This window comes from Halobacterium salinarum DSM 3754 (assembly GCF_008124605.1).
Taxonomy (GTDB): domain Archaea; phylum Halobacteriota; class Halobacteria; order Halobacteriales; family Halobacteriaceae; genus Halobacterium; species Halobacterium salinarum.
The window spans coordinates 595,841-620,487 of sequence record NZ_VRYN01000001.1 but is presented as its reverse complement, the minus strand read 5'-3'; the positions used below and the strand labels follow the sequence as shown (position 1 = coordinate 620,487).

The following is a 24,647-nucleotide window of genomic DNA, read 5'->3' as shown; positions in this document are numbered from 1 at the left end:
AGCCACCTACTCGGCGTTCAGTGCGACGGACGCCAACAGCGCCTCCAGTTGCACGCGCTCGTTTGCGCCCTCCGCGATGCGGTAGTCGGCCTCCCCGAGGCGGTCCAGCAGCCGCACTGCGGCCGCCTCCTCGACGTCGAACTCCCAGACCGAGCGGTGCACCTGGTCGATGATGTCGCCGCCCGCCAACCCCCGGTTCGTGAGGAGGTCGTCCAGCGTGGCTCGCGCGGCCGCGAAGTCGCCGCCCAGTGCCTCGGTCACCATCGTCTCGATCTCCTCGGGACGGGCGGTCGCGGTGATCGCGTAGACGGTCTCCTCGTTGACGCTGTCGCCGGTCGCCGAGGCCGCCTGGAGGGCGTTGATCGCGCGGCGCATGTCGCCGTCCGCGGCGTACACCAGCGCGTCGATGCCGTCGTCGGTGTGTTCCAGCCCCTCCGTCTCGGCGATCTCACGGAGGTGGGCGGCGACCGCGTCGTCGCCGAGTTGCGCGAACCGGAACACCGCACACCGGGACTGGATCGGGTCGATGATCTTCGAGGAGTAGTTACACGAGAGGATGAACCGGGTGTTGTTCGAGAACTGCTCCATCGTGCGGCGCAGCGCCGACTGGGCGTCGTCGGTGAGCGCGTCCGCCTCGTCCAGGAAGATGACGCGGTAGTTGTGGCCGCCGAACGACGACCGCGCGAAGTCCTTGATGCGGTCCCGGACCACGTCGATGCCGCGTTCGTCGCTGGCGTTCAACTCCAGGAAGTTGTCCTCCCAGTCGTCGCCGTAGAGTTCCTTGGCAATCGACACTGAGGACGCCGTTTTTCCGGTGCCCGCCGGCCCCGCAAACAGGAGGTGGGGGAGGTCGTCGCGGTCGACGTAGCTCTGCAGGCGCTCGGTGATGTCGGGGTGGCCAACCACGTCTTCGAGGCGTTCGGGCCGGTACTTCTCAACCCAGATCTCCTGGCGGCCGCCCGCGGCGTCGGTCATGCTCGCCACCACGAGCGTGCGGGACTTAAACGCCGCGAGACCCACCCATCCGGTTGCTGGCGCTGCGAACGCGCACCGTGGGCGTTGTCGCCCGGACAGCTCCGGCGCGACGGCAGCCACAGACAGCCCCACGCACGCGCTCACTGCCGACAGCGCGCGGCCCGGTGGGAACGTCACCACCGCAGCGTCCACCTGCTGGGCGTCGCCTGGGGGCAGTACCACGGCGACGAACCGCCGCGTGACGCCGCTCCGAACTGACGACCGCGGGGCTGAAGGCAGCCACAGCAGTACCGCCAGTATGCGCGTGACTCTGTTCGTGGTCGGCGGGGACACCCACGAGTTCACCGTCACCACGGCCGCCGACACCGAACCCGGGCCGCCGACGACGTACGCCGACCTGCTCGCCGACGTGGGGTTGAGCCCCCACGAGGTCGCAGTGATGGTTGACGGTTCGCCGGTCCCCGAAGACCACCCCGTGGACGCGGATTTCGTGCGCGTGCTTCGCCTCATCCAGGGTGGGTGAGGTGGCCGACCACACCACCACGCCCGTCGTCCGGACGGCGGGGCCACGCGACCACCTCGGCGTGATGCGGGTGCTCGACGGCGCGAACCTGGCTGTGGACGCCGCTACCGTTGCGGATCGCATCGAAGCGGGGACCGTCGTGGTCGCCGACCACGACAACCGCATCGTCGGCGCGCTCGTCGCCGTCCCCCGACACGAGACGGGCGCGCACGTCGAAGCGGTCGCTGTTCGGCGGCGTCGCCGTGGCCAGGGCATCGGCTCCCGGCTCGTCGGGGCGGCGACGATCCGCTGGCGTCCCCTCACGGCGAACTTCGACCCCGGCGTGAAGCCGTTCTACGACGGCCTGGGCTTCGACTGCGAGCGCCGCGGCGAGCGCTATCGGGGCATCCTCGGATAGCCCGGGCCACCGCCTCAGACGACGGGCGCGACGAGTTCGCGTCCGGCGTCCAGCAGCGCCGCGACGCGGGCGGCGCTGCCCGCCTCCGCGTACACCCGCATCTTCGGCTCGGTGCCCGACGGCCGAACCAGCAGCCACGACCCGTCCGCGAGCACGATCTTGAACCCGTCCGTGTCGTTGACGCTGTCGACGGCGACGCCCGCGACGCTGTCCGGGAGTGCGGTGCTGAGCCCGTCGAGCACCGCCTGTTTGCGGTCGTCCGGGCAGTCGACGCTCGTCTTGTCCTGGTGGATCTCGCCGTGGGCGTCCTCGATGGCGTCGATACGGTCGTCAAGCGCGGTTTCGCTCGCCGCCGCGGCGGCGAGCAGCCCCATCAGCACGCCGTCCTTCTGGCGGACGTGCCCGCGCATCGTGTAGCCGCCGGACTCCTCGCCGCCGAACAGGGCGTCGTGGTCGTCGACGGCCGCCGCCACCCACTTGAACCCGACCGGGACTTCGACCACCTCGCAGTCGTGGGCGGCGGCCACCGCGTCCACGTGGCCGGTCGTGGAGACGGTGCGGACCGCGGGACCGGTCCCGGACTCCAGCAGGTAGTCGTAGGCCAGCACGTAGAACCAGTTCCCGTCGAGCACGCCGCGCTCGGGTGTGACAGCCGCCACGCGGTCGGCGTCCCCGTCGTTGGCGATGCCGAGGTCGGCGTCGTGTTCGTCGACGGCGTCGGCGAGGCCGGCGAGGTGTTCGGGCGTCGGCTCCGGTGGGGTGCCGCCGAACGCGGCGTCCTGGGTGCAGCGCCGCCGGATCACGTCCGCGCCCGCCGCTTCCAGCGCGTCACCGGTGACGCCGCGGCCACTGCCGTGCATCGCGTCGTACACGACCGTCAGCCCGTCCAGCGACGCGTCCACGAGGCGGCGGCAGTGCGCGACGTGCGGGCCGGTGAAGTCCACCCGCCGGATCTCGCCGGTGGGGTCGCCCGCCGCCGGCGTCCCGAGGTTCGCCATGATCCCCTCGGTGTCGCTGGGGAGCGCGCCGGCCCCGTCAGCGGGAATGAACTTCACGCCGTTGTACTCGGGGGGGTTGTGCGAGGCCGTGATGACCACCGCTCCGGCCAGGTCGCGTTCGACGATGGCGTGTGAGACCGCGGGCGTCGGGCAGTCCCGCTCGGGCAGCACCACGTCGAAGCCGTTGGCCGCCAGCACGTCCGCGGCGTCCTCGGCGAACCCCGCGGACGTGTCGCGGGCGTCGTATCCGACGGCGACCGTGTCCCCCGCGCCGCCGTCGGCCGCGAGGTGGTCGGCAACCCCCTGTGCGACGATGCGCACGCGGTCGCTGGTGAACTCCGATAAGGGTGCACGCCAGCCGTCCGTGCCGAAACTGATGACCTCGTCCATGCCCGGGTCGTCGCCGCGACTCGTCAAAGGCCCTCCGGTTGCTGGTGTCCGTGGGGGCTGGTCAGAACAGCGCCTCTTTTTGCGCCCGCGAGAGCTGCTTGATCCGGTACTCGCGGCGCATCGCCTCGGACTTCGAGTCGAACGATTCGGTGTGCCTGAGCGTCACCGGCGTGCGCCCCCGCGTGTACTTCGCGCCGTCGCCGGCGTTGTGCTCGGCGACCCGTCGCTGGACGTCGGTCGTGTAGCCGGTGTAGTAGGTGCCGTCACTGCATTCGATGACGTACACGTGATGCATGCGAGAACGAAACGGCGGGTTGGATACTGGACTTTCGGTCAGGCGTGGCGGCCCCGCTCGCGGGATACCTCAGCGATCCCCGCGTTCGCCGAGCAGTTCGGGCACGCGCGAACCTGTCCGTCTTCGCCCGCGAACACGCGAACGAAATCATCGGAAACGTGGCCGTCACAGTGAGTGCAACGAGGCATTGGGGTGCTGCCGACTTGGCGTCGGCATCCCAGTATAGTCCATACACGAATAAAATAGTTTCCCCAATCCCGAACATACTTTCCGAGAGTCTGAATCTCTGTTCGTTCGTACCTGCCGTCGAGTGGCCACGTTCGTTTCATGTGGAGCGGTGGTTGGTCACATGGAGTTCGCCACGTACACGCCGTAACCGGGCCGTTACGCGCCCGATTATGGGAAGCCTTATAAGCGGGGGAGTGAAAACCCAGCGTGTATGGCAGACCTCATCGTCAAGGCCGCTGTGAAGGAAGCACTCGACGACAAGAACGTTGCCTCCGACTTCTACGAGGCCCTCGACGAGGAAGTCGACGACCTCCTCGCCGACGCCGCGGAACGCGCCGAGGCCAACGGTCGCAAGACGGTGCAGCCCCGCGACCTGTAATTCGGCACTCGCTTCTCTCAGTTTTTCACACCGCACAGCCCCGCGTGCACCACCACCACCCCGCTTATGGGTCCCGCACGCGGACGCCGTCGTCGGTTCCCACGTAGACGGCGTCAGCCATCCCCACGAACAGCCCGTGCTCGACGACGCCCGGAACCGCAGACAGCGACGCCGCCACCGCCTCGGGGGTCTCGATGGCCCCGAAATCGCAGTCCACCACGAGGCTCCCGGTGTCCGTAACCACCGGCCCGTCCTTCCGCTCGGCGTCCCGCAGCGTCGCCGTCCCGCCCAGCGCCTCAACCCGATCGACGACCACCGGCCAGGCGTCAGGCACCACCGCCACCGGCACCGGCACGTCCACCACGTCGCTCTCCTTGGACGGATCGGCGACCACCACGAAGCGGTCGGCGCTGGCCGCCACGTATTTCTCGCGCGTGTGGGCCGCCCCGCCACCTTTCACCAGCACGCCGTCGGCCACCTGATCGGCGCCGTCGATCGCGACGTCCACCGACGCCGCCTCTAGACTCGTTACCGTCACCCCGGCGTCGACGGCGCGCCGTCGGGACTCGAACGACGTCGCTACCCCCGACACGTCCGACGCTTCCGCACCCAGCGCGCGGATCGCGTGCGCCACCGTGCTCCCGGTTCCGAGCCCCACGACCGCCCCCTCGGTCACTTCCTCGGCCACCGCCGCCTCCCCGGCCCGCCGCTTTTGCTCGGCGCTCCCGCCAGCCTGTTTCATAGCACACGCTCGCACGCCACCACCTAAAAAGCCACCCGCACTCCCTACAGGCGCTCCAGGACCGCCTCCGAGTCGTGCGTGAGCCGCAGCGTCCGCGACCGCCCGCGCCCCGACCGCTGCTCGTACGCCGCGTCGATCACGCCGAGCTCGTCGAGTTTGTTCACGATCTCCGTGTACCGCGTATACCCCAGGTCGGTGCGGTCGTTGAACACGTCGTACACGTCGCCCGCCCGGTCGCCCTCCTGCTCGGCTACCGTCCGCACCAGCGCGCGCTCGTTGTCCGACAGCGCCGCCAGCGTCCGCGACAGATGCACGTGCTTCGCGTCCTCGTAGACGGCGTCGACGTCCTCCATCTCGACGGTCTTGCTCGCGCGGGACTCGGCGTGCAGCCCCGCCCGCCGCAACACGTCGATCCCCACCCGCAGATCGCCCGCCTCGTCGGTGCGCCCGCCCACGGCATCCAGCACCGGCTCCGCGACCGCGCCCTCCCGGAACCCGACCTCCACACGATCCCGCAGGATGTCCGTGATCTCCGCCCGGTCGTACGCCGAGAAATACGCCTCCTCGGGCCGAAACACCGACTGCACGCGCCCGTCCAAGGCCTCGATCACGTCCAGCTCCAGGTCCGACGACACCACCACGACACCGACCTTCGCGCCCGGCTGGGTCTCGTGAGCCCGCAACAGCGAGTACAGCGTGTCACCGGCTTCGTCCTCGTAGAACAGGTAGTTCACGTCGTCCAAGGCCACCACCAACACCTCGTCGTCGTCGGCGATCCGCTCGGCCACCTGTCCGAACAGCTTCTTGAACGAGATCCCCGACGACGGCGGCTCGTAGTCGAAGATCTCCTCGAACACCCGCGAGAACACCGCGTACCGCGTGGAGTCGACCTGGCAGTTCACCCGCACCGTCTGCACCCCGGGCTGACCGCTGAGCTCGCCGAACAGCTTCTGGACGGCTGTCGTCTTCCCGGTGCCCGGCGGCCCGCGCGCAACCACGTTCAACGGCCGGGACCCACGCACGGCCGGCCGGAGCGCGTACTGCAGCGTCTGCAGCTGTGACTCCCGGTGTCGGAACACCTCCGGGACGTAATCGATCTCGAAGACGTGCTCGTCCCGGAACACGGTCTCACCCCACCCCAGCAGCCCCTCTTCGGGGTCCTCATCCATCACATCCACCACGCCCTGGCAGCCACTTAACGGTTCGCCACGGCCCGCCACCCGCTGGCAAACGCCCGCACACCCCGCGAACCCGGCGATCCGCTGACCGGGGTCAGAACTTCTCCAGCAGCCGCTCGTAGAACTCCTCACCCACCGCCCCGTCCGCCTCGGCCAGCTTCTCCACGATGAGCTCCGGCGTCGACCGCGCGAGATGGTCTTTCACCGGCGACCGCTCAACGACCAGTTCGCCGTCCTCCAATCCCGCCGCGTGGATGCCGTCGACGGTCACGCCGAACCCACACTGATCCCGGATTTCGCCCGCCAGATGGGAGACGAACACGCCCGACGCCCCCGCCTCGTGCAACGCCTCCAGGATCCCCGCGATGATCTTCGCCGACGCTCCCGGCTCCGTGATCGACTCCAACTCGTCGACGAGCACCAGCCGGCTGGCCGCGCTCCCCTCGCTCCCCTCATCGTCGGCCACGCGCTCGGTCAGGCTCGCGAAATCCCGCAGCGTCGCCTCGAACGCCCCCGCATCAAGCGTGCCCTGGGACTTCGCGTAGTAATGCAGCTCCGCGATCGCCGGCACGCGCGCCGCCTCGGCCGGAACCGGCAGCCCCATGTGCGCAAGCACCACCACCACCGCCACCAGATCGAGCGTGCTCGTTTTCCCCCCGGAGTTCACGCCCGACAACAACGCCACCCCGTCGACGCCGTACTCCACCGGCTCGGTCTCCGCGAAGGCAACGTCCAACAGCGGATTGCGCCCGCCTTCGATGCGGAACCCGCGGCCGCCGCGCTCGGCCAGCACGCAGTCGAAATCCGCCGCGAACCGCGCCACGGCAAGCGCCACGTCAACCTCCAGGGCGTCGTGGACCAGCGCCTCAGTCGGCGCTCGCAGATCCGCCAGCGTCGCCGCCAACTCCCGTTTGCGCTCGGCGGCCCGGCGATCCCTGGCCGCCGTCAGCGATTCGCGCACCCGCGCCATGGCGTCGTCGTCGCGCGCCACGGGGAACGTCGGCTCGTCGCCGAACACCCGCCGTGCCAGCTTCGCCGCCTCACCCCGCAGCCCCAACTGCTCTTCGAGCGCGTCCCGGGCCGCCCCGACGGCGTCATCGTACTCGTCGGCGAGCTCTCTGCCCAGCAGGCTGTCCACCCCCGCGCCCCGCTCGACGAGGCTCAACAAGTCCGCCCCCTCGATGGTCACGTCCTGCTCCCCGATCGCCTCCCGGAGCCGGTCGTTGGCCACCGACTCGGCGTCGCTGACCGCCGCATCGAGGTCGTTCACCGCGCGCGTCAGCCGATCCAACTCGTCGTCGCCAGCCACCGACCCGTCGCCCTCCAGGTGCGCCAGCGCGCCGTCCAACGCGTCCAAATCCACGTCGGTGTCGATGCCGGCGGCCTCGTGCACGCTGACCGCCGCCCGGATGCGGTCCCGGTTCGCCGCGAAAAACGACAGCACGCGCTCGGGCACCACCTCCGCCGGGCGCTCCATGGCGTCGGGCTCCACGCGCACGTCCCCCTCGACCTCCACGCCCACGAACGCCTCATCGAGTGCCACCACCGTCGTGTACCCGCGCGCCAACTCCGCCAGGTCGCGGGCGTCGCCCACGATCTCCACGGACAGCTCCGGGAACGCCGCCGCCGCATCGCTGTACGTCTCGGCGTCGGTCGTCGCCACGCAGCGCTCTCGCACGGACACGCCGGACGGCGCTGACAGCGGCTCCACGCCCGCCAACGCCTCCAGAACGTCGTCGCGTGGCGTCCGCTGCATGGCATCGGCGACGAACGCGTTGACCTCCGCGATCCGCGAGTCGGCCGCGCTCGGATAGAACGTCCGCAGCCGCTGGCGCGCGTACTCGGTGACGGCACGCTCCTGGAGCAACCCGAGCACCCGCTCGTGGATCTCCGCGGCCCGATCGGTCGCCAGAAACCCGCCGGGGTCGTCGTGGCGCACCCGGATCGCGTTGCGCACGATCCGGGCCGCCCGCCCCTCGCTCACGCCGGGCGCGCCGGCCACCGCCGCCACGTCCCCGCGCTCCAGCGCGCCCTCCGGGTCGTCGAGGCTCCCGAGCGCGTCGGCGGTCTTCGCGCCCACACCTGGGATCGCCTGCAGGTCCATCGGGAGAGGTGTGCGCACCCGCACGCAAAGAGCTTTCGCGGTCCCCCTAGTTTCCGGTCCACCGCAACAACGCAAGCGTCCCCTCGAACAGCACGACCATCGTGATCGCCACGATCACCGGCACGATCCCGGTCGGGTCGATGGCGCTGAACGTGAACGCGATCCCCGCGAAAGCCCCCCAGAACAGCAGCCGCCGGCTCTCCAACCACTCCCGGGTCGTGACCCCGAGCATGATCGCGAGCATGATGAACAGCGGGATCTGGAAGACGACCGCCAGATACCCCATCACGAGCAACAACAGATTGAACGTGGTGCCGAGCGCGAACGCGACGTCGGCCGTGGGTTCGGTGTAGCTCTGGAAGTACCCCATCGTGTACGGGAGCACGATGAAAAACGCGAACAACACGCCAACCACGGACAACACCAGGCTGGTCGGCACCGACGCCAGATAATACCGCCGCTCGTTCCTGTACAACCCCGGCCGCATGAACACGTACGACTCGTAGACGAACGCCGGCAGCGCCACCACGAGGCCCGCCAGGCTCGCCACCTTGACCTGGGTGATGATGAGCTCCAAGGGCTGATACACCCGCGGATCGATCGCTTCGCCGCCCGGCAGCACGTAGTTCCACATCCACGTGATGAGCGGCTTCGTTACCGGGAACACGACGATGCTCACCAGCGCCGCGATGGCGACAACGATCCCCAATCGGGTCACCATCTCCTCGATGTGCTCGCCCAGCGGTGCCTCCTCGTCGGACTCCGGCGCGTCCATCCCGATGCCGCCACTGGCGGCGTCGGGATCGCTGCTCGCGCCCGCCGCCACGCCGCCCGGCGTCGGCTGCGTGGCCGCCGTTGGACCGCCGGCTTCGTGGTCGCGCGGCGTGGCCGTCTGGTGGCGGTCCTCCGGGAGCAACTCCGGCTCGGACGCCTCCGCCGAGGGCTGCTCGTCGTCGTCGACGCGCGTGAACTCACCCCCCTCGGACTCGCCGCCACCGACGCGACGCACGGCGGACTGCAGGCCGTCCCACGGCGGGCCCTCGGAGGCGGCGTCGTGGCGGCCGTCTGAGTCCTCAGCCATTCGTCCGATCCTTCGCGGCCGCGCCGTTATAGGCTTTCTTTTACCGTCCGACAAGAAGATTGATAACTCCGAGCGGGCTATCGCGTAGCAATGAGTGGCTCCGGCTCGGATCTCGTCAGCCCGGGCACCGCCCGCGCAATCGACTCCGGCCGAGAATCCATTGGCGTCCTGCTTTCGACGGCTCAGGACCGCCTGCAACACGTCTTCATCGCGTTCGTCGTCGGGCTGCTCGCTGGCATCTTCGTGATGCGGCTGTTCATCTGGCCCACCCTGGAGGCCGATCTGCTGCCAGCCAACGCCGAAGTCATCGCCCAGACGCCCTTCGAGGTCATCCTCATGCAGGTGAAAATCGGGCTGTTCGCCGGCGTTTTGGCGGCGCTTCCGGTGTTGGCGTACCACGCCAAACGCCCCCTCCAGGACCGCGACATCGTCCCGCCGATCAGCGTCACGCGCTGGCAGCTCGGCGGCGTGCTCGTGATCGCCGCCGGCCTGGCCGCGCTGGGCGTGCTCTACGCGTACTTCGCGTTCTTCCCGCTGATGTTCCAGTTCCTCGCCGGGAACGCCGACACGGTCGGCCTCTCGCCGAAATACTCCATCGTCAAGTGGACCGAGTTCATCCTGTTCCTGTCGCTGTCCTTCTCGCTTGCCGCACAGCTCCCGCTGTTGATGTCCGGGCTGTCGTACTCGGGCATCGTCGCCTACGAGACGTTCCGCGACAAGTGGCGGTACGCGATCGTCGCCATCGCGACCTTCGGCGCGCTGTTCTCCCCCCCGGACCCGTTCACGCAGATCCTCTGGGCCACCCCACTGGTGTTGCTGTACGGGCTCAGCCTCTACGTCTCGAAGATCGTCGTGACGGTCAAACGCGGCCGCGACGACATCGACGTGCGGGGTGTGTTCCGCGCCGCCTGGAACCGCATCCTCGGGGTCGTCGTCCTCGGGTTCGGGGCCGGATACGCGGTCGAACAGTACAACGGCATCCAGCTGTTCAACGACGGGCTGGCGGCGCTCGGGTCCGGGGTCCGCGTCCCGACCGTCGAGCGCGCACTCGGCGTGCCGACCGACACCGCCGTGCTCGTGCTCGGCGCCGCGTTCGCGGCGCTTGCGGTGCTGGCGGCGACGCTGTACTACCTCTACGTCGCCGTCGACCGCGCGGCCGCCCGCAACGGCCCCCGCAGTCGCCGGCCCGACCCCGCCGACATCGACCTGAACGCTCTCGACGCCGCCGGCATCGAGGCCGCCCCCCCGGAAGCGTTCGCCGCACTCAGCGAGGACGAAGCGCTCGCAACGGCCTCCCAAGCCATGGACGACGGCGACGACCGGAAAGCCGAACTCGTCCTCGACCGCTTCGACGCCGCCGCTGCCGACGACGACGACACGGGGTCCGAGGCCGACAACCCCGACGCGGAGTCGTCAGCCACCATGCAGCGCACGGCCGCCGGCATGATGGACGCCTTCACCGAGGACGACACCACCGAGGACGACATCGGCGGCTACTACCACGACCTCCGGTTCATCTTCGACAGCCTCCGGTCGCGGGCGTTCCGCATCGTCGGCGGGTTCATGCTCGTCATGGTCGGCGTGTTCGGCTGGCTGTACTACGGCGGCCTGGCGACCCTGCGCTACGACTTCATCACGCGCATCCCCCCGGAGATCCAACCCGACGCCAACTCCTGGCCGATCACGCTGCACCCCGTTGAGGCGCTGGTGTTTCAAGTGAAGCTCTCGGTCGTGATCGCCGCCGTCGCCGTGGTGCCGCTGCTCGTCTACTACCTGTGGCCGTCGCTCTCCGAGCGCGGCCTGGTGACCGGCGACCGCAGCACCATCCTTGCTTGGGGTGGCAGCCTCGCGGTCACCCTCGTCGGCGGCAGCTACCTCGGGTACGCCTACATCGCGCCCGCAGTCATCTCGTTTCTCGTCGGCGACGCGCTGCAGGCGGGCATGGTCATCAGCTACACCATCGGCACGTTCGCCTGGCTGGTCTTCCTGTTGACCGTCGGGATCGGCCTGCTCGCCAGCATCCCGGTGACGATGGTGCTGTTCAACCACGGAAACATTGTCTCGTTCGACACCATGCGGCGGCGCTGGCGGGTACCCGTGCTCGCCACGTTCTTCTTCGCCGCGCTGGCGACGCCGGACAGCCTCTACACGATGTTCATCGTGGCCCTCCCGGTGGCCACGATGTACGGCCTCGGGCTCGCCATCCTCTACGCCCTCACGCTGGGCGGTCGACGCGGCGGCGACTCGCGGTCCACACCGACGTAACCCGACGGCCGAGCAGCCACCCAACCCGCGCAGCTTATACTCGACGGCTCGCATCCGTTAGTATGCCCAAGATCAGCGTTGAGATGCCCCAGGAGCTGTTGGACGATCTCGACGAGCACGTCGGCGACGACGGCAAGTTCGTGAACCGGAGCGACGCCGTCCGCGCGTCCATCCGGAAAACCCTCGACGTGCTCGACGACATCGACGCGCGCCACGGCCGCCTCCAGGACGCCGCCACAGCCGATGATGCGTAACGACACCCCCGTGACCCAGGTCGCGCTCATCGGGCTGTTCGTAACCGCGCTGGTCACCGCCCAGCTGACGGCGTCGAAACTCCTGTTGTTCGAGCTGCCGGTGTCGCTGCCCGTCACCGGCGCAGCGCTCGTGCTCCCGGGGGCGGCGCTGGCGTACGCCGTGACGTTCTTCGCGTCGGACTGCTACGCCGAGCTGTACGGCCGGCGGGACGCACAGGTGATGGTGAACGTCGGGTTCGTGATGAACCTCGTGTTGCTCGCGTTGGTGTACAGCACCGTTCGCGCGCCCATCGCGCCGTTCTCCGGAGTCGGCCAGGACGCCTTCGCGACGGTCCTGTTGTCCGCGGGGAACATCGTGGCTGGGTCGCTGCTGGCGTACGTCGTCAGCCAGAACTGGGACGTGATCGCGTTCCACGCCATCCGCGACCGCACCGGCGCCAGCCACCTCTGGCTGCGCAACATCGGCTCCACGGCGACCAGCCAGATCATCGACACCGTGATCTTCGTGACCGTCGCGTTCTGGGCGGCACCGGTGCTGTTGGGCGTGGGTCAACCCAGAACCCCCGCACAGCTGCTCGCGTTGATCGTCGGCCAGTACCTCCTGAAACTCGCCATCGCCGTCGGCGACACGCCGTTCGTCTACGCCGTCGTGGCCGCGGCCCGCTCACGCGGGCTCGGCGCGCCGGCACCCGCAGCCGACTGACCCGGCGGTTACGCGCCGTCGCGGCGCTCGGCGAACCCGTAGTTCGGCTTCAGGTCGGTCACCGTCACGTCAACGGTGTCGCCCTCGGCGGCGTCATCCACGAACAGGGTGTACCCCTCGATGCGCGCGATCCCGTCGCCCTCGTCGCCCGTGTCGACGATCTCGACGGTGTGCTCGTCGCCCTCCGCGATGGGAGCCACGATGTGGTTTTTGCCCACCACGTACAGCTCGGAGGAGGCGTCCCGGGAGGCGTCCGGGCTGTGCGTCGCGACGAACGCGAACTCGTCTTCGATGTCCGCCAGCAAGTCCTGGAAGTCCCGGCCGTCGAACACCTTCACGACGAAGTGGCCGCCGGCGTCCAGCAGCTCGCGGGCCGTCTCCAGGGCCTGGCGGGCGAGGTGCACGGACCGCGCGTGGTCGAGGTCGTACTCACCGGTCATGTCCGGGGCCATGTCCGACACCACGACGTCGGCGCTGCCGTTGGCGGCGTCCCGGACGCGCTGTCTGGTTTCGTCCTCGGTCATGTCCCCGCGCACCGTCTCCAGGCCGGCGTCCGTCTCGAACTGCGTGATGCTCTGGAAGTCGACGCCGACGACCTTCCCGCGTGCCCCGGCGCGCTCGGCGGCCACCTGCAGCCAGCCCCCGGGTGCCGCGCCCAGGTCCACGACTGATGCACCCCCGAACAGCACGTCGAATCGGTCGTCGAACTGTTGGAGCTTGTAGGCCGCCCGCGACCGGTAGCCTTCCTGCTTGGACTTGTTGTAGTAGTGGTCCTTCCGGTTCCCCATGGTGTCGACAGCGAGGGCACCGGAACGGATAGTTTCGTCGTTCGCCGGTGTCAGCCCGTCCACTCACGGACCAGCAGCCCGTCTCGGTGGGTGTGTCCCGTTCCATCCGCGTCCTCGGTGACAGCGTCGCAGCCGGGTACGGCACCGACGACAGCCCCGCGTGGCCCCACCGGATCGCCGACGCCCCAGGGGAATCGGTGTCCGTGACCGTCCGTGGCGGCGTCGGCACGACGCTCACCGACCACGCAGCCGACACCGCCACAGCCGGCGACTCGGGCGAGGTGACCGTCCTCGTTCACGCCGGCCACAACGACGCACAGGTGGGCGGCGACGGCGACCCGCGCGTCTCCGCCGACGCGTTCCGGGCGGCGGCCGCCCGCCTCGACGCCGCCCTCAGTGCCGCCGACCGGGTCACCAGCCACGCCTTCGTCGGGTTGCTCCCGCTGCTCGACGTCGCGGGCGGCGTCGGCTTTAGCGCCGCCCAGCCCCAGCGTGCGCTGGCGTTCGACGACGCGCTGGCGGCCGCTGTCGACACCCATCTCCCGGTCGCCCGCCCGATCGACGCGTGGCGCGACCGCACCCGCGACGGCGTCCACCCGACGCCCACGGGCCACCAGGCGGTCGCCTCGACCGTTGCGGACTGGCTGGCCGGCGAGCCGTGATCCGCTCAGTCGCCGGCGCGAGCGGCCAGTGCGGCGGTCGTGTCGGCGGCGCGCAGGTCCGCGATCGTGCAGTACCACGCCCCCCGGACGCCGGTTCCGTCGGCCACCACCGGGTCCGCCAGCGCCACGAGGTCGCCGAGCTCCAGGACGGTCACCCGGTCGGTGTCCGCGAACGGCTCAACGGTCGCCGCCCAGTCGCCCGCCCGCATCGGTCCGGGGCCGCCGCGCGTCTGCTCGACGCGGTCCATCACGGGCGCGACGTGCGTCACCGCCGACACCGGTGCCGGCCGATAGATCGCGAGGTGGTCGTAGGCCGCCGTCGCGCGGCTGTACCCCGCTGGAATCGGGTACAGGCCGCGTCCCTGGCAGCGCTCGAACGTCGCCGGCCGCACCGCCACCACACAAACCCTGTCGTCGGGCTGCATCCTTCCCCGTTCGGCCGCCCGCTACTTGTGGTGGTGGGGTCGACGGGAACGCTTGAGTCGCTGGCGCTCCTGGGTCGGATATGCGCACCACCGACGGCGGCTTCCGCGCCGAGGCGGTCACCGCGCTGGCGGCCCGTGACTACCACCACGCCAGCGATGCGTACGCTCGCGCGGGCTGGCGGGTGCTGTCAGCGCCCCGCAACGACCCCGACGTTGCACCGTTCGACCCCGGGGAGAAAGGATGGGTTGGCTCGGGGCTGGCGCATCTCGCAGCCAGCACCGCGGCCGCCCGGGTTGCCGGCACGCCCGCCCGGGCGACCGACCGCGCCGTCCACGGCGTCGCGGCCGCCCGCGACCTCCGGCGCGCGTACGCCGACACCCATCCCGCGCGGGCGGCGTGCTTCGACGAGTTCATCGCTGACTTCCACGCGCTCGGCGGCCTGGACGGCGTCGGCGACGCCTACGAGGACGCCGCCGCCGCCCACCGCGAGGCCGCCGGATCGGTTGCGTCCCCGCAAACGCTCGCGACGACGCCGCTGTTCGAGGCCGCAGCCGTCCCCGTCAAGCAGCTCGCCCGCGGACAGGCCGACGGCGAGATCGCGGTGTCCTGGGACGACCTCCACGGCGGGGACCCCGGCGACCCAGGGGCGTTTCTCGCACACCGCGCGACGTACAAACGCCAGCGCCTCCCCGGGCTCGTCGAGGCGGCGGTCGACGACGGCCACCTCGCCGCGCCACGGGGGACGACCGAGTACGCCACCGACCACCACGAGTGTCCGGCGTGTGGCTCCCGCCACGTCAACTGGATCGCCGACAGCACCCTCTGTCTGGTGTGCTCGCGGCCCACCGAGCCCACCAACGAGTAGCCGCTCACCCGAGGAACTGTCGCTCACGCGCCCCCCGCCGGATCGCCGACCGCAGGGCGTCGTCGCCGCGCTGGAGGGCGTCGATGGCGTCGTCGGTGGCGGCGCGGTGCTCGCTGTTCGGGGTGACGTCCACCCGCTCGACGGCGGCCGCCAGCGTGTCGTCGTCGAGGTCGAGCACGTCCGTACACCGTGGGTTGAAATACCGCGCGGCGTCCGCGAGGTGGTCGAAGTACGCCGGGAACGCCTCGCGCACGAACGCCGCGTCGTCGTCGGTGAGCGCGTGCGCGCCCAGCAGCGTCGGCGGGCAGCCCACCGCGTACAGCGACGCCGTGTAGCCGATGGCCCGCGGGAGCGCGTTCTCCCCGACCTCGCGGGCGTAGCCGAACAGCCCGACGTGGAGCTTGCGGGCGCGCCGGTCGGGCACGTACGACGACAGCCGGTTGACCGTCCCCGCGATGGCGTCCACCTGGTCGGCGTACGCGTCCGCGGTCCGGTCGATGACGGCCAGCGCGCGCGCCTCGTCGATGGGGAACGGGGGCGCACCCAGGTCCGCGTCACGGAGCGTGGCGACCCCGTCGCGGACCGTCTCCACGGGATAGTCGTATTTGAACGCCGACTGCACGGTGAACGTCTCCACCTCGCTGTAGGCGTCGGCGGTCGCGGCCGCGCGCTCGGGGGTGAGGTTCCCGCGGAACGGCGCCGACCCCGCGCCCAGGATCGGGTGGACGTCGACGCCGGTGGCTTCGCTCATCTCGTAGAGGCGCTGCAGAGCGACCTTGTTGATGAGGTCGGCGGCCAGACAGCCGTAGTTCAACGCGGGGTCCGAGCGCGCGAGAAACACCCGGACGGCCTCCTGGTCGTGGGCGGTCGCGTACTCGCGGACGATGTCGTCGGCCGCCAGCATCGCCTCCCGCTCCTCGATCAACGGGATGACCGTGATCGACGCCGGATCGAACTCCCCCACCCACTCCTCGACCGTTCTGCCGTCCCAGACCGCCTCGTCGGCCTTCCCGGTCACGAACCGCTCGTAATACTCGTGGACGGCGTTGAGCTGGTCGGCGTCGGTCACCATCGGCACGATGACCTCGAAGATCGGCGCGGTCGTCTCCAGCCCGTACTCGACGGCGAAGCGCCGCGCGGCGTCGAACGACCGCGGGATGCTCTCCAGGATCTCCAGCAGGATCTTCGCCTCGGACCCCTCCACGTCGGGGTTCGGGCCGCGAACGGTCAGCCGCACGTCCGTCCCCAACTGGTGGTCCGCGAAGAACTCGTCGTACCGCGAGAGCAGCTTCTTGACGGCGTACTCGTCGCCCTCCTTGCCCTCGAAGTCCCACATCTGTTCGTCGCAGCCCAGATGCGAGTACACGTAGTAGGCCTCCTGTATTTCGTCCTCGCCCTCGATCACGTCGCCGGCGGTGAAGAACGGGAGTGTGGCGTTGTCCGGATGTTGCGTGCTCATCAGTCGCGGCACGTCGACCATGTGACGTGATACGTGACCGCACCCCAAAAAACCGGCCGGCAATTCAGCTGTGTTCACGCCCGCTCACAGCAACCGAAACCAGTTTCCACCTCGTTGCCGTCGCCGCCGACACGCGTGCTCACCCACCACCGGACGCCCACGCCCCCGGTCGCCACCGCCCCTCCAACCGCAGCCGCTAGGACACCCCTGCGGGGGAGTCCGTGATGGGGGCGGCGTCTGCTCTTGTCGGCTCCACCCCCGGCCACGTCGCGGTCGTCGTCGTCGCCACCCTGCTGATCTGGGCCGGCAGCTCGTGGCTCGAAGCCGCCGCCGAACAGCTGTCGGCGCATTACGGACTGCCCGCCGTCGTGCAGGGATCGATCGTCGTCGCCATCGGCTCCAGCTTCCCGGAGCTGCTGAGCGTGCTCGTCACCGCCCTCGACGGCTCGTTCGGACTGGGCGTCGGGGCCATCGTCGGGTCGGCGATCTTCAACATCCTCGTGGTGCCCGGGCTGGCCGGTATCACCACCACCCAGCCGCTGGACGCCACCCGGACGGTCGTCTACAAGGAAGCCCAGTTCTACATGCTGGCGGTTTCCACGCTGCTGCTCACGTTCGCGCTGGCAGTCATCTACGCCCCCATCCCGGGTGGTGACCCGCTCGACGGCGCTGTCACGCGCCCGCTGGCGCTCGTCCCGCTGCTCCTCTACGGGCTGTACCTGTTCATCCAGTGGCAGGACGTGGGCGACCACGACCCCACCACGGACACCACTGACGTGGACGTGCCCCGGGCATGGGCGCGCCTCGCGGCCGGGCTGGCCGCCATCTCGGTGGCCGTCGAACTGCTTGTCGGCGCGGTCACGGGACTGGCAGCCACGTTCGACATCCCGTCGTTTCTCGCCGGCGTGACCATTCTGGCCGCCGCCACCAGCCTCCCGGACGCGCTGGTGAGCGTTCGGGCCGCGCGCAGCGGCCACGGCGTCACCAGCCTCGGGAACGTCCTCGGGTCGAACACGTTCGATCTCCTGGTTGCGATCCCGATCGGCGTCCTCATCGCCGGGCGCGCCCCCGTGTCGTTCGCCGTCGCAGCCCCCCTGATGGGTGTGCTCACGCTCGCCACTGTCCTGCTGTTCACCGTGCTCCGCACGGGGCTGTCGCTCACCGACGCCGAGTCGTACGCCCTCCTCGTTGCATACCTCGGCTTCGTGGCCTGGATCATCGGGGAAACACTCGGGGTCGTCGGGCTGATTCGGGTGTGATCGCCGCCAATGCCAGCGCCCACGCGCGCGCCCGTAGCGGGGGCTTTTTACGGGCGGCTTGCGTAGCCGTCTGCAATAATGTTCAAGGCGATAGTAAGCGCCGACACGCTCCAGGAGACACTCGACTCCGTGAGCGTGCTGGTGGACGAGTGCAAGATCCACCTCGACGACGACACCCTCTCCATTCGCGCAGTCGACCCCGCCAGCGTCGGCATGGTCGACCTCGATCTCGCCGCCACTGCGTTCGAATCCTATGAAGCCGACGGCGGCCTCATCGGCGTCAATCTCTCCCGGCTGGAGGACATCGCGGGCATGGCCGACGCCGGCCAGCTCATCCAACTGGAACTCGACGAGGAAACCCGCAAGCTCCACATCCAGATCGACGGCCTCGAATACACGCTTGCGCTCATCGACCCCGACTCGATCCGCCAGGAACCGGACATCCCGGACCTCGATCTGCCCGCGCACGTCGCCATCGAAGGCCGCGACATCGACCGCGCGGTCACCGCCGCCGACATGGTCTCCGACCACATCGCGCTCGGCGTCGACACCGGCGACGACCTGTTCTACGTCAACGCCGAAGGCGACACCGACGACGTTCACCTCGAACTCGCGCCCGACCAGCTCATCGACCTCGACGCCGGCGACGCCCACAGCCTGTTCAGCCTCGACTACCTCAAGGACATGAACAAGGCCATCCCGACGACCGCGGAGGTCGAACTCGAACTCGGCGACGAGTTCCCCATCAAGCTGCACTTCGACATCGCCGACGCACAAGGCCACGTCACGTACATGCTGGCCCCGCGCATCCAGTCCAACTGACGCCACCGCCCGCTCCGTTTCTGATCGCGTCCGGACCTGTCCAGCCGCCGGCTCGTGCCCTCCGAGCGGTCACCGGGCCAGGACCGTCTCGCCGGCCCGCACCGTCTGCCCGGACTCCACGACGACGTCCCCGCGGTCGTAGGCCGGCGGAAGCACCACGTCGGCGCGACTCCCGAACGAGATGTGGCCGAGGCGGTCGCCACGCGCGAGGTCCTCGCCCGCCTCGACGTAGGGATGGATGCGTCGGGCGAACGCGCCCGCGATGAGCACCACCGTCCACTCCGCCGTCTCGACGCGGACGCGCTCGTTGTGCGCGGACTCCTTGCTGAACGCGGGCCGGTGGCCGCCCGGCTCGTGGACGACGCTCTCGACGCGCCCCGCCACCGGCACGCGGTTCACGTGGACGTTGTGTACGTTCATGAACACGCCCACGCGAACCCGTCCGTCGTCGCGCGTTCGGATCACCGACACCGTGCCGTCGGCGGGCACAACCACGCCCGCGCCGTTCGGGCTGCGGTCGGGGTCACGATGGAACCACACCACGAACGCGGCCAGCGCGACGCCGACGACGCCCCACGGCGACGACGCCGCGAGCGCCGCCACACCGACGACTGCGGGCGGCAGGGCGTACTTCCACGTCCAGGGGCCGCGCGCAAGCACACTCGACGCGTCGGGGGCAAGGCGTGTGAGCGTGTCGGTCCAAGCCGGGGTGCTTATCGGCGTCCGCTCGCAAACACGGGCCAGCATGAACGCCCGCCACGCCCGCTATCCCTTCCTGGGGGACGCCCGCGACGCCGTCGAGGAAGCTGGCGTGGACCTCGCTCGCGTCGTTACCGAGGACGACGCCGTCGTCGAGCGCGCCCGCGAGCGCGTCGTCAGCGCGCTCACGGACGGCACGATCGGCGAGCCGGCCGCCACGGTCAGCACCCGCGTCGAAGTGCTGTCCTATCCGGTCGCCCGCGTGCTGGTGTCCATCGTCGACGAATCCGTGCTCGTGCGCAAGTACGCCACGGCCGAAGCCGACGCGGCCTACGACCGGTTCACCGCCGACGAGTCCACCGACACCGACCTGAAAAGCGTCTCCGACACCACACGCGTCTCCCGTGACACGCTCCTCAGTGAGTTCGATCTCAGGGCACACGTTCACGCCACACCGGACGCCCACACGGTGGACGTGCCGACGTACCTGTTGCTCGCGTCATCGCTTCGCGACGACGACTGGCGGCTGGTCAACCGCGCGCTCGACGACGGTCGCGTGCCGGTCACCGACGCCGAACTCGACACCCTCATCCGGGAAGCCATCCGCGAACGCGTCGCGGACGGCCTGCCCCTCTCGGTCCCCGACCAGATCGCCGACGCCCTCGACGAGCCGGTGGCCGCCATCCAGGACGCCCTCGCGGACCTGGATCTCACCCGCGAGATCGACACCGTCGTGCCGGAGCTGTTCCCGCCGTGCATGAAACACCTCCTCGACCAGGTGCAACGCGGCGACCACCTCCCACACCACGCCCGCTTTGCCATCACGTCGTTCCTCTCGAACGTCGGGCTGTCGACGGACGAGATCGTGGACATCTACGAGGTCAATCCCGGGTTCGGCGAGGAGATGACGCGCTACCAGACCGACCACATTCAGGGCGACTCAAGCCCCACCGAGTACACCGCGCCGTCGTGTGCGACGATGAAAGCCTACGGGAACTGCGTGAACCCCGACGACCTCTGTGACGCCATCAACCATCCGCTGTCCTACTACGAGGTGAAACTCGACGACGGCGACGACGACGACCTCGCCGACTGGCGGGACCGCGAGGACGACGACAGCCCCGATTAGCCCTGCTTGCCCGACATCCAGTAGCCGATCCCCGCCATCAACAGGATGAAAATGACTATCGCAGCGACCACTGCGTACCCGGACGTGGCTCCGAACCCGCCGGCTCCCACCGACACTGCGGCGACGAGCACAGCGATGAAAACAAGCACCGCGAGGACGGCGATGCCGGCCTCCACGCGGGCGTCGAGCGCGTCTGACATGGCTTGCGATTCCACGGGCCACTGGAAAAGCGCTTCGAAGCAGCCGACGCCCGACCGAGGACGCTAGTAGTCGTCGAGGCCGGTCCGCTCGGGGCCGCCGGCGAGCGTCTCCAACTCGGTGCCGTCGGCCAGCGCGGTCTGCTTTTTGACGCGGTAGCTCCCCGCGTCGGTGGTGTGGAGGTCCGCCGGGTGGAAGAAATACCAGTCCTCCCGGTCGAAGCGCGCGCCGATGCGTGGCTTCGCGCCGAAGTTCCGCGCGAAGTACACCAGTGACTCCACCTCCTCGCCGTCCAGGTAGATGGGGTCGCCCGCCGAGGATTTCGCCTCGATGGCGTAGAACTCCTCGCCGTTGCCCGCCAGCACGTCGGGGAGGTCGCGCTTGGTCGCCGCCCCCGACGCCGGCGCGCGCATCACGGCGAACCCCGTCTCGTCGAGCGCGTTCACGAGCTCGCGCTCGCGCCGGTTGCCCTTGGCGTTGGAGTTAGCCATGGTGGATGCCCCCGTGCACGCCAGCGCCCTGCGTCGCGATCATGCGCCACGGTAGGCCGCCGGCCGGTTAGTGCGTTGTGCCACAGTCCGGTGGCGCTGCCGGCTTACGTGCCGTGCTGCCAGGAGTCCATGTACTCCGCCTGATCGTCGGTGAGGGCGTCGTACTCGACGCCCTCGGCCGCCAGCTTGATCTCCGCGATCTCGATGTCTAGCTCGTCGGGCACGTTGTGGACGCCGGCCGCGTACTCCTCGCGGTTCGCCACGAGCTCGCGCACGCAGACCGCCTGCACGCCGAAGCTCTGATCCATCACGCCGACGGGGTGGCCCAGCCCGATGGGCGACGCGAGGTTGACCAGGCGGCCCTCCGCCAGCACGTTCAGGCGGCGGCCGTCGGCCAGCTCGTACTCGCGGACGCCCTCGCGGGCCTCGCGCTCGGAGACGGCGAGCTCCGAGAGGTGATCGAGGTTGACCTCCACGTCGAAGTGGCCGGCGTTGGCCAGCACCACGCCGTCGTCCATGCGCTCGAAGTGCGCTCGCGTGATGACGTTCTTGTTCCCGGTCGTGGTGAGGAACACGTCACCGACCTCGGCCGCCTCGGCCATCGGCATCACGTCGTAGCCCTCCATGTGCGCCTCCAGGGCGCGCCGCGGCTCGACCTCGGTCACGATGACGTTCGCGTTCTGGCCGGCGGCCTTCTTCGCGACGCCGCGGCCGCAGTCCCCGTAGCCCGCGACGACGACGTCCTTGCCCGCCCACGAGAGGTTCGTGGTCATGGCGATGTTCGCCAGCGCGGACTCCCCGGTGCCGTGGACGTTGTCGAACAGCCGCTTCATCGGGGTGTCGTTCACCGCGAACACGGGATACTCCAGGGCGTCGTCGTCGTCCATCGCGCGCAGCCGGTGGACGCCCGTGGTGGTCTCCTCGGTGCCGCCGATGATGGTGTCGATGAGCTCGGGGTGGTCCTCGTGTACGCGGAACACGAGGTCGCCGCCGTCGTCGACCGTGACCGTCGGCTCGTGGGCCAGCACGGCGTCGATGGCGTCGTAGTACGCCTCCCCCTCCGCGCCGCGCTCGGCGTACGAGGTGATCGACTCGTGGGCGTCGAGCGCCGCGCTCACGCCGTCGTGTGTCGACAACGGGTTGCAGCCCGTGATCGCGATCTCGGCCCCGGCGTCGGCCATCGTCTCGACCAGCGCCGCCGTCTTGGCCTCGACGTGCATCGCCATCCCGATGGTTTCGCCGGCCAGCGGCTGGTTGGCGTCGAACTCCTCGCGGAGCGCGGACAGGATCGGCATATGCTCGAACGCCCAATCGATCTTCGCGCGCCCCGTCTCGCGCGCCGACTCGGGATCATCGAGCCGGCTGCTGATCGCCGGTGCAGTTGTCATACCAGAACTCACGGGCACCGACCTCAAAACGCTACCGGAGCCGCCACACGCGTCCCCGTGGCACCACCAGGCACGCCGCGCTACTCGCCGGCGCGCGCTGCCAGCTCGCTCGCGCGCTGTGCGGCCTGCTCCCGCACCGCGGCCTCGTCGAACGGCAGCACCTCGCGGTCCCGCATCAGGACCTCGCCGTCACAGATCGTGTGCCGCACGTCCTGGCCGGTCGCCGCGTACGCCAGATGCGAGACGTGATCGTGGACCGGTGTGAGGTGTGGCACGTCGAAATCCACGACCGCGAGGTCCGCGTTGGCGCCCACTTCGATGCGCCCCGAGTCGAACCCCAGGGCGGCCGCCCCGCCCGCGGTCGCCATCTCGACGGCCGCCCGGGCCGGCACGGCGTCGGCCGCGCCGGTCTGTAGCTTCCCCAGCATCGCCGCGTCCCGCAGCTCGTCGAACACGTCGAGGTCGTTGTTCGACGCCGCCCCGTCCGTCCCGAGCGCAACGGTCACGCCGGCCTCCCGCATCGCCTGGACGGGTGCCATCCCGGACGCCAGCTTCATGTTCGACGCCGGGCAGTGCACGACGCTTGCCCCCGACTCCGCGAGCAACTCGATCTCGCCGGCCGTGGTGTGCACGCCGTGCGCCAGGAAGTCATCCTCCGCAAGCAGCCCCACGTCGGCGGCGTACTCCAGGGGACGGCTGCCGTGCTCGTCGACGATCGGCTCGACCTCCTGCTCGGTCTCGTTGGCGTGGAAATGCACCGGCACGTCGGCCTCACGGGCCGCCGCGACGAACTCGCGGAGATACTCCTCGCCGACCGTTGTGAGGCTGTGGGGCATGTACGCGCTCGTGATGCGGCCGTCGGCGGCGTCGTTGAACTCGCGGGCGACCGACAGCGCCTCCTCGTTGTCCGCGACTGCGTCGGCGTCGTCCTTCCCGACGGTGACCACGCCGTGGCCCACCCGCGCACGCAGCCCCGACTCGGTGATCGCGTCGACCACCTCCGGCACCTCGAAGTACATGTCCGCGAACGCCGTCGTGCCCGCGCGGATCATCTCCACGAGCCCGAGCCGAGCCCCCGCGCGGATGTCGCCGTCCGCCAACTCCGCCTCCGCCGGCCAGATGTCCTCCTGGAGCCACGCGTCCAGTTGCTTGTCGTCGGCGTACCCGCGCAGCAGCGTCATCGCCACGTGACAGTGGGCGTTCACCAGCCCCGGCATCACCAGACAGCCCGCCGCGTCCACCGTCTCGTCGCCCGCGGGCGTGTCCCCGACCGCGATGATCTCCCCGGCGTCCCGATCAACCAGCACGTCGCCGTCGCTCACGGTGAAGTCAGGATGCAGTACCGCGCCGCCGGCAACCCGCAGCGTGTCGCTCATATCGCGTGTTCGCCCGACCCGGGCGAAAAGCTGTCGGGACGCGACGACTCCCAGGCGGCCGCCGCGATGCTCGCGGTCTGGCCCACGCCCACGGCCCCGATGCCCGCCAGCACGAGCCACCCCGACGCCGCCGACAGCGGCGCCGCAAGCCCCACCACCGTCACCGCACCGCCAGCCACCGACGCCATGGCCGCGCCGAGGTAGACCCGCGCCAGCCCCGGGGCCGGCGTTCGGCGCGCGGTCACGGCCAGCGCCCGCACGGGGAGCAACATCCACCCGACCACGGTCGCCGCGCGCAACACGCCGCCCGGCACGGCGGGCACCCGGAACGACGCCACGCCGAGCAGCGTCACGCCGACGCCCGCAACGATGACGCCGCGCCACGCCTGCAGCGCGCCCGTGTCCATCTCCGTCCAGGACACCGCCCCGAACGCAACCAGCAGCCCCACGATCACGACGTGGGCGACGAACAGCGCGTGCGACCCGACGTATCCGAGGTGGGCGGCAGCGGTGAACCCCCACGCCAGCGGCACCAACCCGACGGGCGCGTACTCCCGGGTCCGATCTAGCATA

At 70.0% G+C, this 24,647-nt stretch carries 28 protein-coding genes; 11 read left to right on the top strand and 17 right to left on the bottom strand.

Annotated features, from left to right (window positions below; translation table 11 throughout):
- Positions 1 to 6: 6 nt before the first annotated feature.
- Complete coding sequence (locus APQ99_RS03300; RefSeq protein WP_136361699.1) at positions 7 to 975, bottom strand: replication factor C small subunit; 969 nt, start codon at positions 973 to 975, stop codon at positions 7 to 9.
- Positions 976 to 1,273: 298 nt separating this feature from the next.
- On the opposite strand from APQ99_RS03300, the gene samp2 reads away from it, so the two are divergent.
- Both samp2 and APQ99_RS03290 read left to right on the top strand, forming a co-directional pair.
- The gene (samp2, locus tag APQ99_RS03295; protein WP_136361595.1) at positions 1,274 to 1,498 is read left to right on the top strand and encodes a ubiquitin-like small modifier protein SAMP2; all 225 of its coding nucleotides are present in this window, start codon (positions 1,274 to 1,276) and stop codon (positions 1,496 to 1,498) included.
- Positions 1,499 to 1,562: 64 nt separating this feature from the next.
- Positions 1,563 to 1,895: a GNAT family N-acetyltransferase gene (locus APQ99_RS03290; RefSeq protein WP_136361698.1), complete on the top strand. Its 333-nt coding sequence runs from the start codon at positions 1,563 to 1,565 to the stop codon at positions 1,893 to 1,895.
- Between the two features lie 14 nt (positions 1,896 to 1,909).
- On the opposite strand, the gene APQ99_RS03285 is transcribed toward APQ99_RS03290, so the two are convergent.
- From APQ99_RS03285 to APQ99_RS13070, 3 genes are all read right to left on the bottom strand, one after another.
- Positions 1,910 to 3,283 carry a phosphoglucomutase/phosphomannomutase family protein gene (locus APQ99_RS03285; protein ID WP_136361594.1) on the bottom strand — a complete coding sequence of 458 codons (1,374 nt, stop codon included), beginning with the start codon at positions 3,281 to 3,283 and terminating at the stop codon, positions 1,910 to 1,912.
- Positions 3,284 to 3,344: 61 nt separating this feature from the next.
- Positions 3,345 to 3,578 carry a GIY-YIG nuclease family protein gene (locus APQ99_RS03280; protein WP_010903691.1) on the bottom strand — a complete coding sequence of 78 codons (234 nt, stop codon included), beginning with the start codon at positions 3,576 to 3,578 and terminating at the stop codon, positions 3,345 to 3,347.
- 38 nt (positions 3,579 to 3,616) lie between these two features.
- Complete coding sequence (locus APQ99_RS13070; RefSeq protein ID WP_012289473.1) at positions 3,617 to 3,766, bottom strand: DUF7563 family protein; 150 nt, start codon at positions 3,764 to 3,766, stop codon at positions 3,617 to 3,619.
- A 251-nt stretch (positions 3,767 to 4,017) separates the two neighbouring features.
- Here APQ99_RS13070 and APQ99_RS03275 point away from each other — a divergent pair, with 251 nt between their 5' ends.
- Positions 4,018 to 4,185 (top strand): DUF1931 family protein, encoded by a 168-nt coding sequence (locus APQ99_RS03275; RefSeq protein ID WP_010903690.1) that lies wholly within the window; start codon positions 4,018 to 4,020, stop codon positions 4,183 to 4,185.
- Between the two features lie 64 nt (positions 4,186 to 4,249).
- On the opposite strand, the gene rpiA is transcribed toward APQ99_RS03275, so the two are convergent.
- The 4 genes from rpiA to tatC (APQ99_RS03255) all read right to left on the bottom strand — a co-directional run bounded on the left by rpiA (position 4,250) and on the right by tatC (APQ99_RS03255) (position 9,290).
- Positions 4,250 to 4,927 (bottom strand): ribose 5-phosphate isomerase A, encoded by a 678-nt coding sequence (gene rpiA, locus APQ99_RS03270; protein ID WP_010903689.1) that lies wholly within the window; start codon positions 4,925 to 4,927, stop codon positions 4,250 to 4,252.
- A 44-nt stretch (positions 4,928 to 4,971) separates the two neighbouring features.
- Positions 4,972 to 6,096: an ORC1-type DNA replication protein gene (locus APQ99_RS03265; RefSeq protein WP_010903688.1), complete on the bottom strand. Its 1,125-nt coding sequence runs from the start codon at positions 6,094 to 6,096 to the stop codon at positions 4,972 to 4,974.
- A gap of 103 nt (positions 6,097 to 6,199) precedes the next feature.
- Positions 6,200 to 8,209: an endonuclease MutS2 gene (locus APQ99_RS03260; protein WP_136361593.1), complete on the bottom strand. Its 2,010-nt coding sequence runs from the start codon at positions 8,207 to 8,209 to the stop codon at positions 6,200 to 6,202.
- A gap of 46 nt (positions 8,210 to 8,255) precedes the next feature.
- Positions 8,256 to 9,290: a twin-arginine translocase subunit TatC gene (gene tatC / locus APQ99_RS03255; RefSeq protein ID WP_136361592.1), complete on the bottom strand. Its 1,035-nt coding sequence runs from the start codon at positions 9,288 to 9,290 to the stop codon at positions 8,256 to 8,258.
- 90 nt (positions 9,291 to 9,380) lie between these two features.
- Between tatC (APQ99_RS03255) and tatC (APQ99_RS03250) the strand changes: the two genes are divergently transcribed.
- From tatC (APQ99_RS03250) to APQ99_RS03240, 3 genes are all read left to right on the top strand, one after another.
- Positions 9,381 to 11,555 (top strand): Sec-independent protein translocase TatC, encoded by a 2,175-nt coding sequence (tatC, locus tag APQ99_RS03250; protein ID WP_136361591.1) that lies wholly within the window; start codon positions 9,381 to 9,383, stop codon positions 11,553 to 11,555.
- A 62-nt stretch (positions 11,556 to 11,617) separates the two neighbouring features.
- A complete protein-coding gene (locus APQ99_RS03245; protein WP_010903684.1) occupies positions 11,618 to 11,809 on the top strand; it encodes a ribbon-helix-helix domain-containing protein in 192 nt (63 codons plus the stop codon).
- Positions 11,799 to 12,512 carry a queuosine precursor transporter gene (locus APQ99_RS03240; protein WP_136361590.1) on the top strand — a complete coding sequence of 238 codons (714 nt, stop codon included), beginning with the start codon at positions 11,799 to 11,801 and terminating at the stop codon, positions 12,510 to 12,512. The genes APQ99_RS03245 and APQ99_RS03240 overlap by 11 nt, the downstream gene beginning before the upstream one ends.
- A gap of 8 nt (positions 12,513 to 12,520) precedes the next feature.
- Here APQ99_RS03240 and APQ99_RS03235 read toward each other — a convergent pair whose 3' ends face one another.
- Positions 12,521 to 13,300 (bottom strand): 23S rRNA (uridine(2552)-2'-O)-methyltransferase, encoded by a 780-nt coding sequence (locus APQ99_RS03235; RefSeq protein ID WP_136361589.1) that lies wholly within the window; start codon positions 13,298 to 13,300, stop codon positions 12,521 to 12,523.
- A 47-nt stretch (positions 13,301 to 13,347) separates the two neighbouring features.
- Here APQ99_RS03235 and APQ99_RS03230 point away from each other — a divergent pair, with 47 nt between their 5' ends.
- Entirely contained in the window at positions 13,348 to 13,962 is a 615-nt protein-coding gene (locus APQ99_RS03230; RefSeq protein ID WP_081422754.1) for an SGNH/GDSL hydrolase family protein, read from the top strand.
- 5 nt (positions 13,963 to 13,967) lie between these two features.
- Here the strand turns inward: APQ99_RS03230 and APQ99_RS03225 are convergent, their stop codons facing one another.
- On the bottom strand, positions 13,968 to 14,387 hold the full coding sequence (locus tag APQ99_RS03225) for a hypothetical protein (RefSeq protein ID WP_010903681.1): 420 nt from the start codon (positions 14,385 to 14,387) through the stop codon (positions 13,968 to 13,970).
- An 80-nt stretch (positions 14,388 to 14,467) separates the two neighbouring features.
- Here APQ99_RS03225 and APQ99_RS03220 point away from each other — a divergent pair, with 80 nt between their 5' ends.
- Positions 14,468 to 15,253, top strand: a complete 786-nt coding sequence (locus tag APQ99_RS03220) for a hypothetical protein (RefSeq protein WP_136361588.1) — start codon at positions 14,468 to 14,470, stop codon at positions 15,251 to 15,253.
- A gap of 4 nt (positions 15,254 to 15,257) precedes the next feature.
- Here the strand turns inward: APQ99_RS03220 and ppcA are convergent, their stop codons facing one another.
- Entirely contained in the window at positions 15,258 to 16,733 is a 1,476-nt protein-coding gene (gene ppcA, locus APQ99_RS03215; protein WP_136361587.1) for a phosphoenolpyruvate carboxylase, read from the bottom strand.
- Between the two features lie 203 nt (positions 16,734 to 16,936).
- Here ppcA and APQ99_RS03210 point away from each other — a divergent pair, with 203 nt between their 5' ends.
- Both APQ99_RS03210 and APQ99_RS03205 read left to right on the top strand, forming a co-directional pair.
- A complete protein-coding gene (locus tag APQ99_RS03210) occupies positions 16,937 to 17,971 on the top strand; it encodes a sodium:calcium antiporter (protein ID WP_010903678.1) in 1,035 nt (344 codons plus the stop codon).
- 78 nt (positions 17,972 to 18,049) lie between these two features.
- A complete protein-coding gene (locus APQ99_RS03205) occupies positions 18,050 to 18,793 on the top strand; it encodes a DNA polymerase sliding clamp (RefSeq protein ID WP_010903677.1) in 744 nt (247 codons plus the stop codon).
- A gap of 69 nt (positions 18,794 to 18,862) precedes the next feature.
- On the opposite strand, the gene APQ99_RS03200 is transcribed toward APQ99_RS03205, so the two are convergent.
- Positions 18,863 to 19,453, bottom strand: a complete 591-nt coding sequence (locus tag APQ99_RS03200) for a protein sorting system archaetidylserine decarboxylase (protein ID WP_136361697.1) — start codon at positions 19,451 to 19,453, stop codon at positions 18,863 to 18,865.
- Positions 19,454 to 19,538: 85 nt separating this feature from the next.
- Between APQ99_RS03200 and priL the strand changes: the two genes are divergently transcribed.
- A complete protein-coding gene (gene priL / locus APQ99_RS03195; protein ID WP_010903675.1) occupies positions 19,539 to 20,621 on the top strand; it encodes a DNA primase regulatory subunit PriL in 1,083 nt (360 codons plus the stop codon).
- Here the strand turns inward: priL and APQ99_RS03190 are convergent.
- The 5 genes from APQ99_RS03190 to APQ99_RS03170 all read right to left on the bottom strand — a co-directional run bounded on the left by APQ99_RS03190 (position 20,618) and on the right by APQ99_RS03170 (position 24,646).
- Entirely contained in the window at positions 20,618 to 20,821 is a 204-nt protein-coding gene (locus APQ99_RS03190) for a DUF7472 family protein (RefSeq protein WP_010903674.1), read from the bottom strand. The two genes, priL and APQ99_RS03190, sit on opposite strands and share 4 nt — an antisense overlap.
- Positions 20,822 to 20,884: 63 nt before the next feature.
- Complete coding sequence (hjc, locus tag APQ99_RS03185; protein WP_010903673.1) at positions 20,885 to 21,310, bottom strand: Holliday junction resolvase Hjc; 426 nt, start codon at positions 21,308 to 21,310, stop codon at positions 20,885 to 20,887.
- 104 nt (positions 21,311 to 21,414) lie between these two features.
- Entirely contained in the window at positions 21,415 to 22,698 is a 1,284-nt protein-coding gene (locus APQ99_RS03180) for an adenosylhomocysteinase (RefSeq protein WP_010903672.1), read from the bottom strand.
- Between the two features lie 80 nt (positions 22,699 to 22,778).
- Complete coding sequence (locus APQ99_RS03175; protein WP_136361586.1) at positions 22,779 to 24,074, bottom strand: amidohydrolase; 1,296 nt, start codon at positions 24,072 to 24,074, stop codon at positions 22,779 to 22,781.
- Positions 24,071 to 24,646 (bottom strand): hypothetical protein, encoded by a 576-nt coding sequence (locus APQ99_RS03170; protein ID WP_136361585.1) that lies wholly within the window; start codon positions 24,644 to 24,646, stop codon positions 24,071 to 24,073. Before APQ99_RS03170 ends, APQ99_RS03175 begins: the two co-directional genes overlap by 4 nt.
- Position 24,647: the final 1 nt, after the last annotated feature.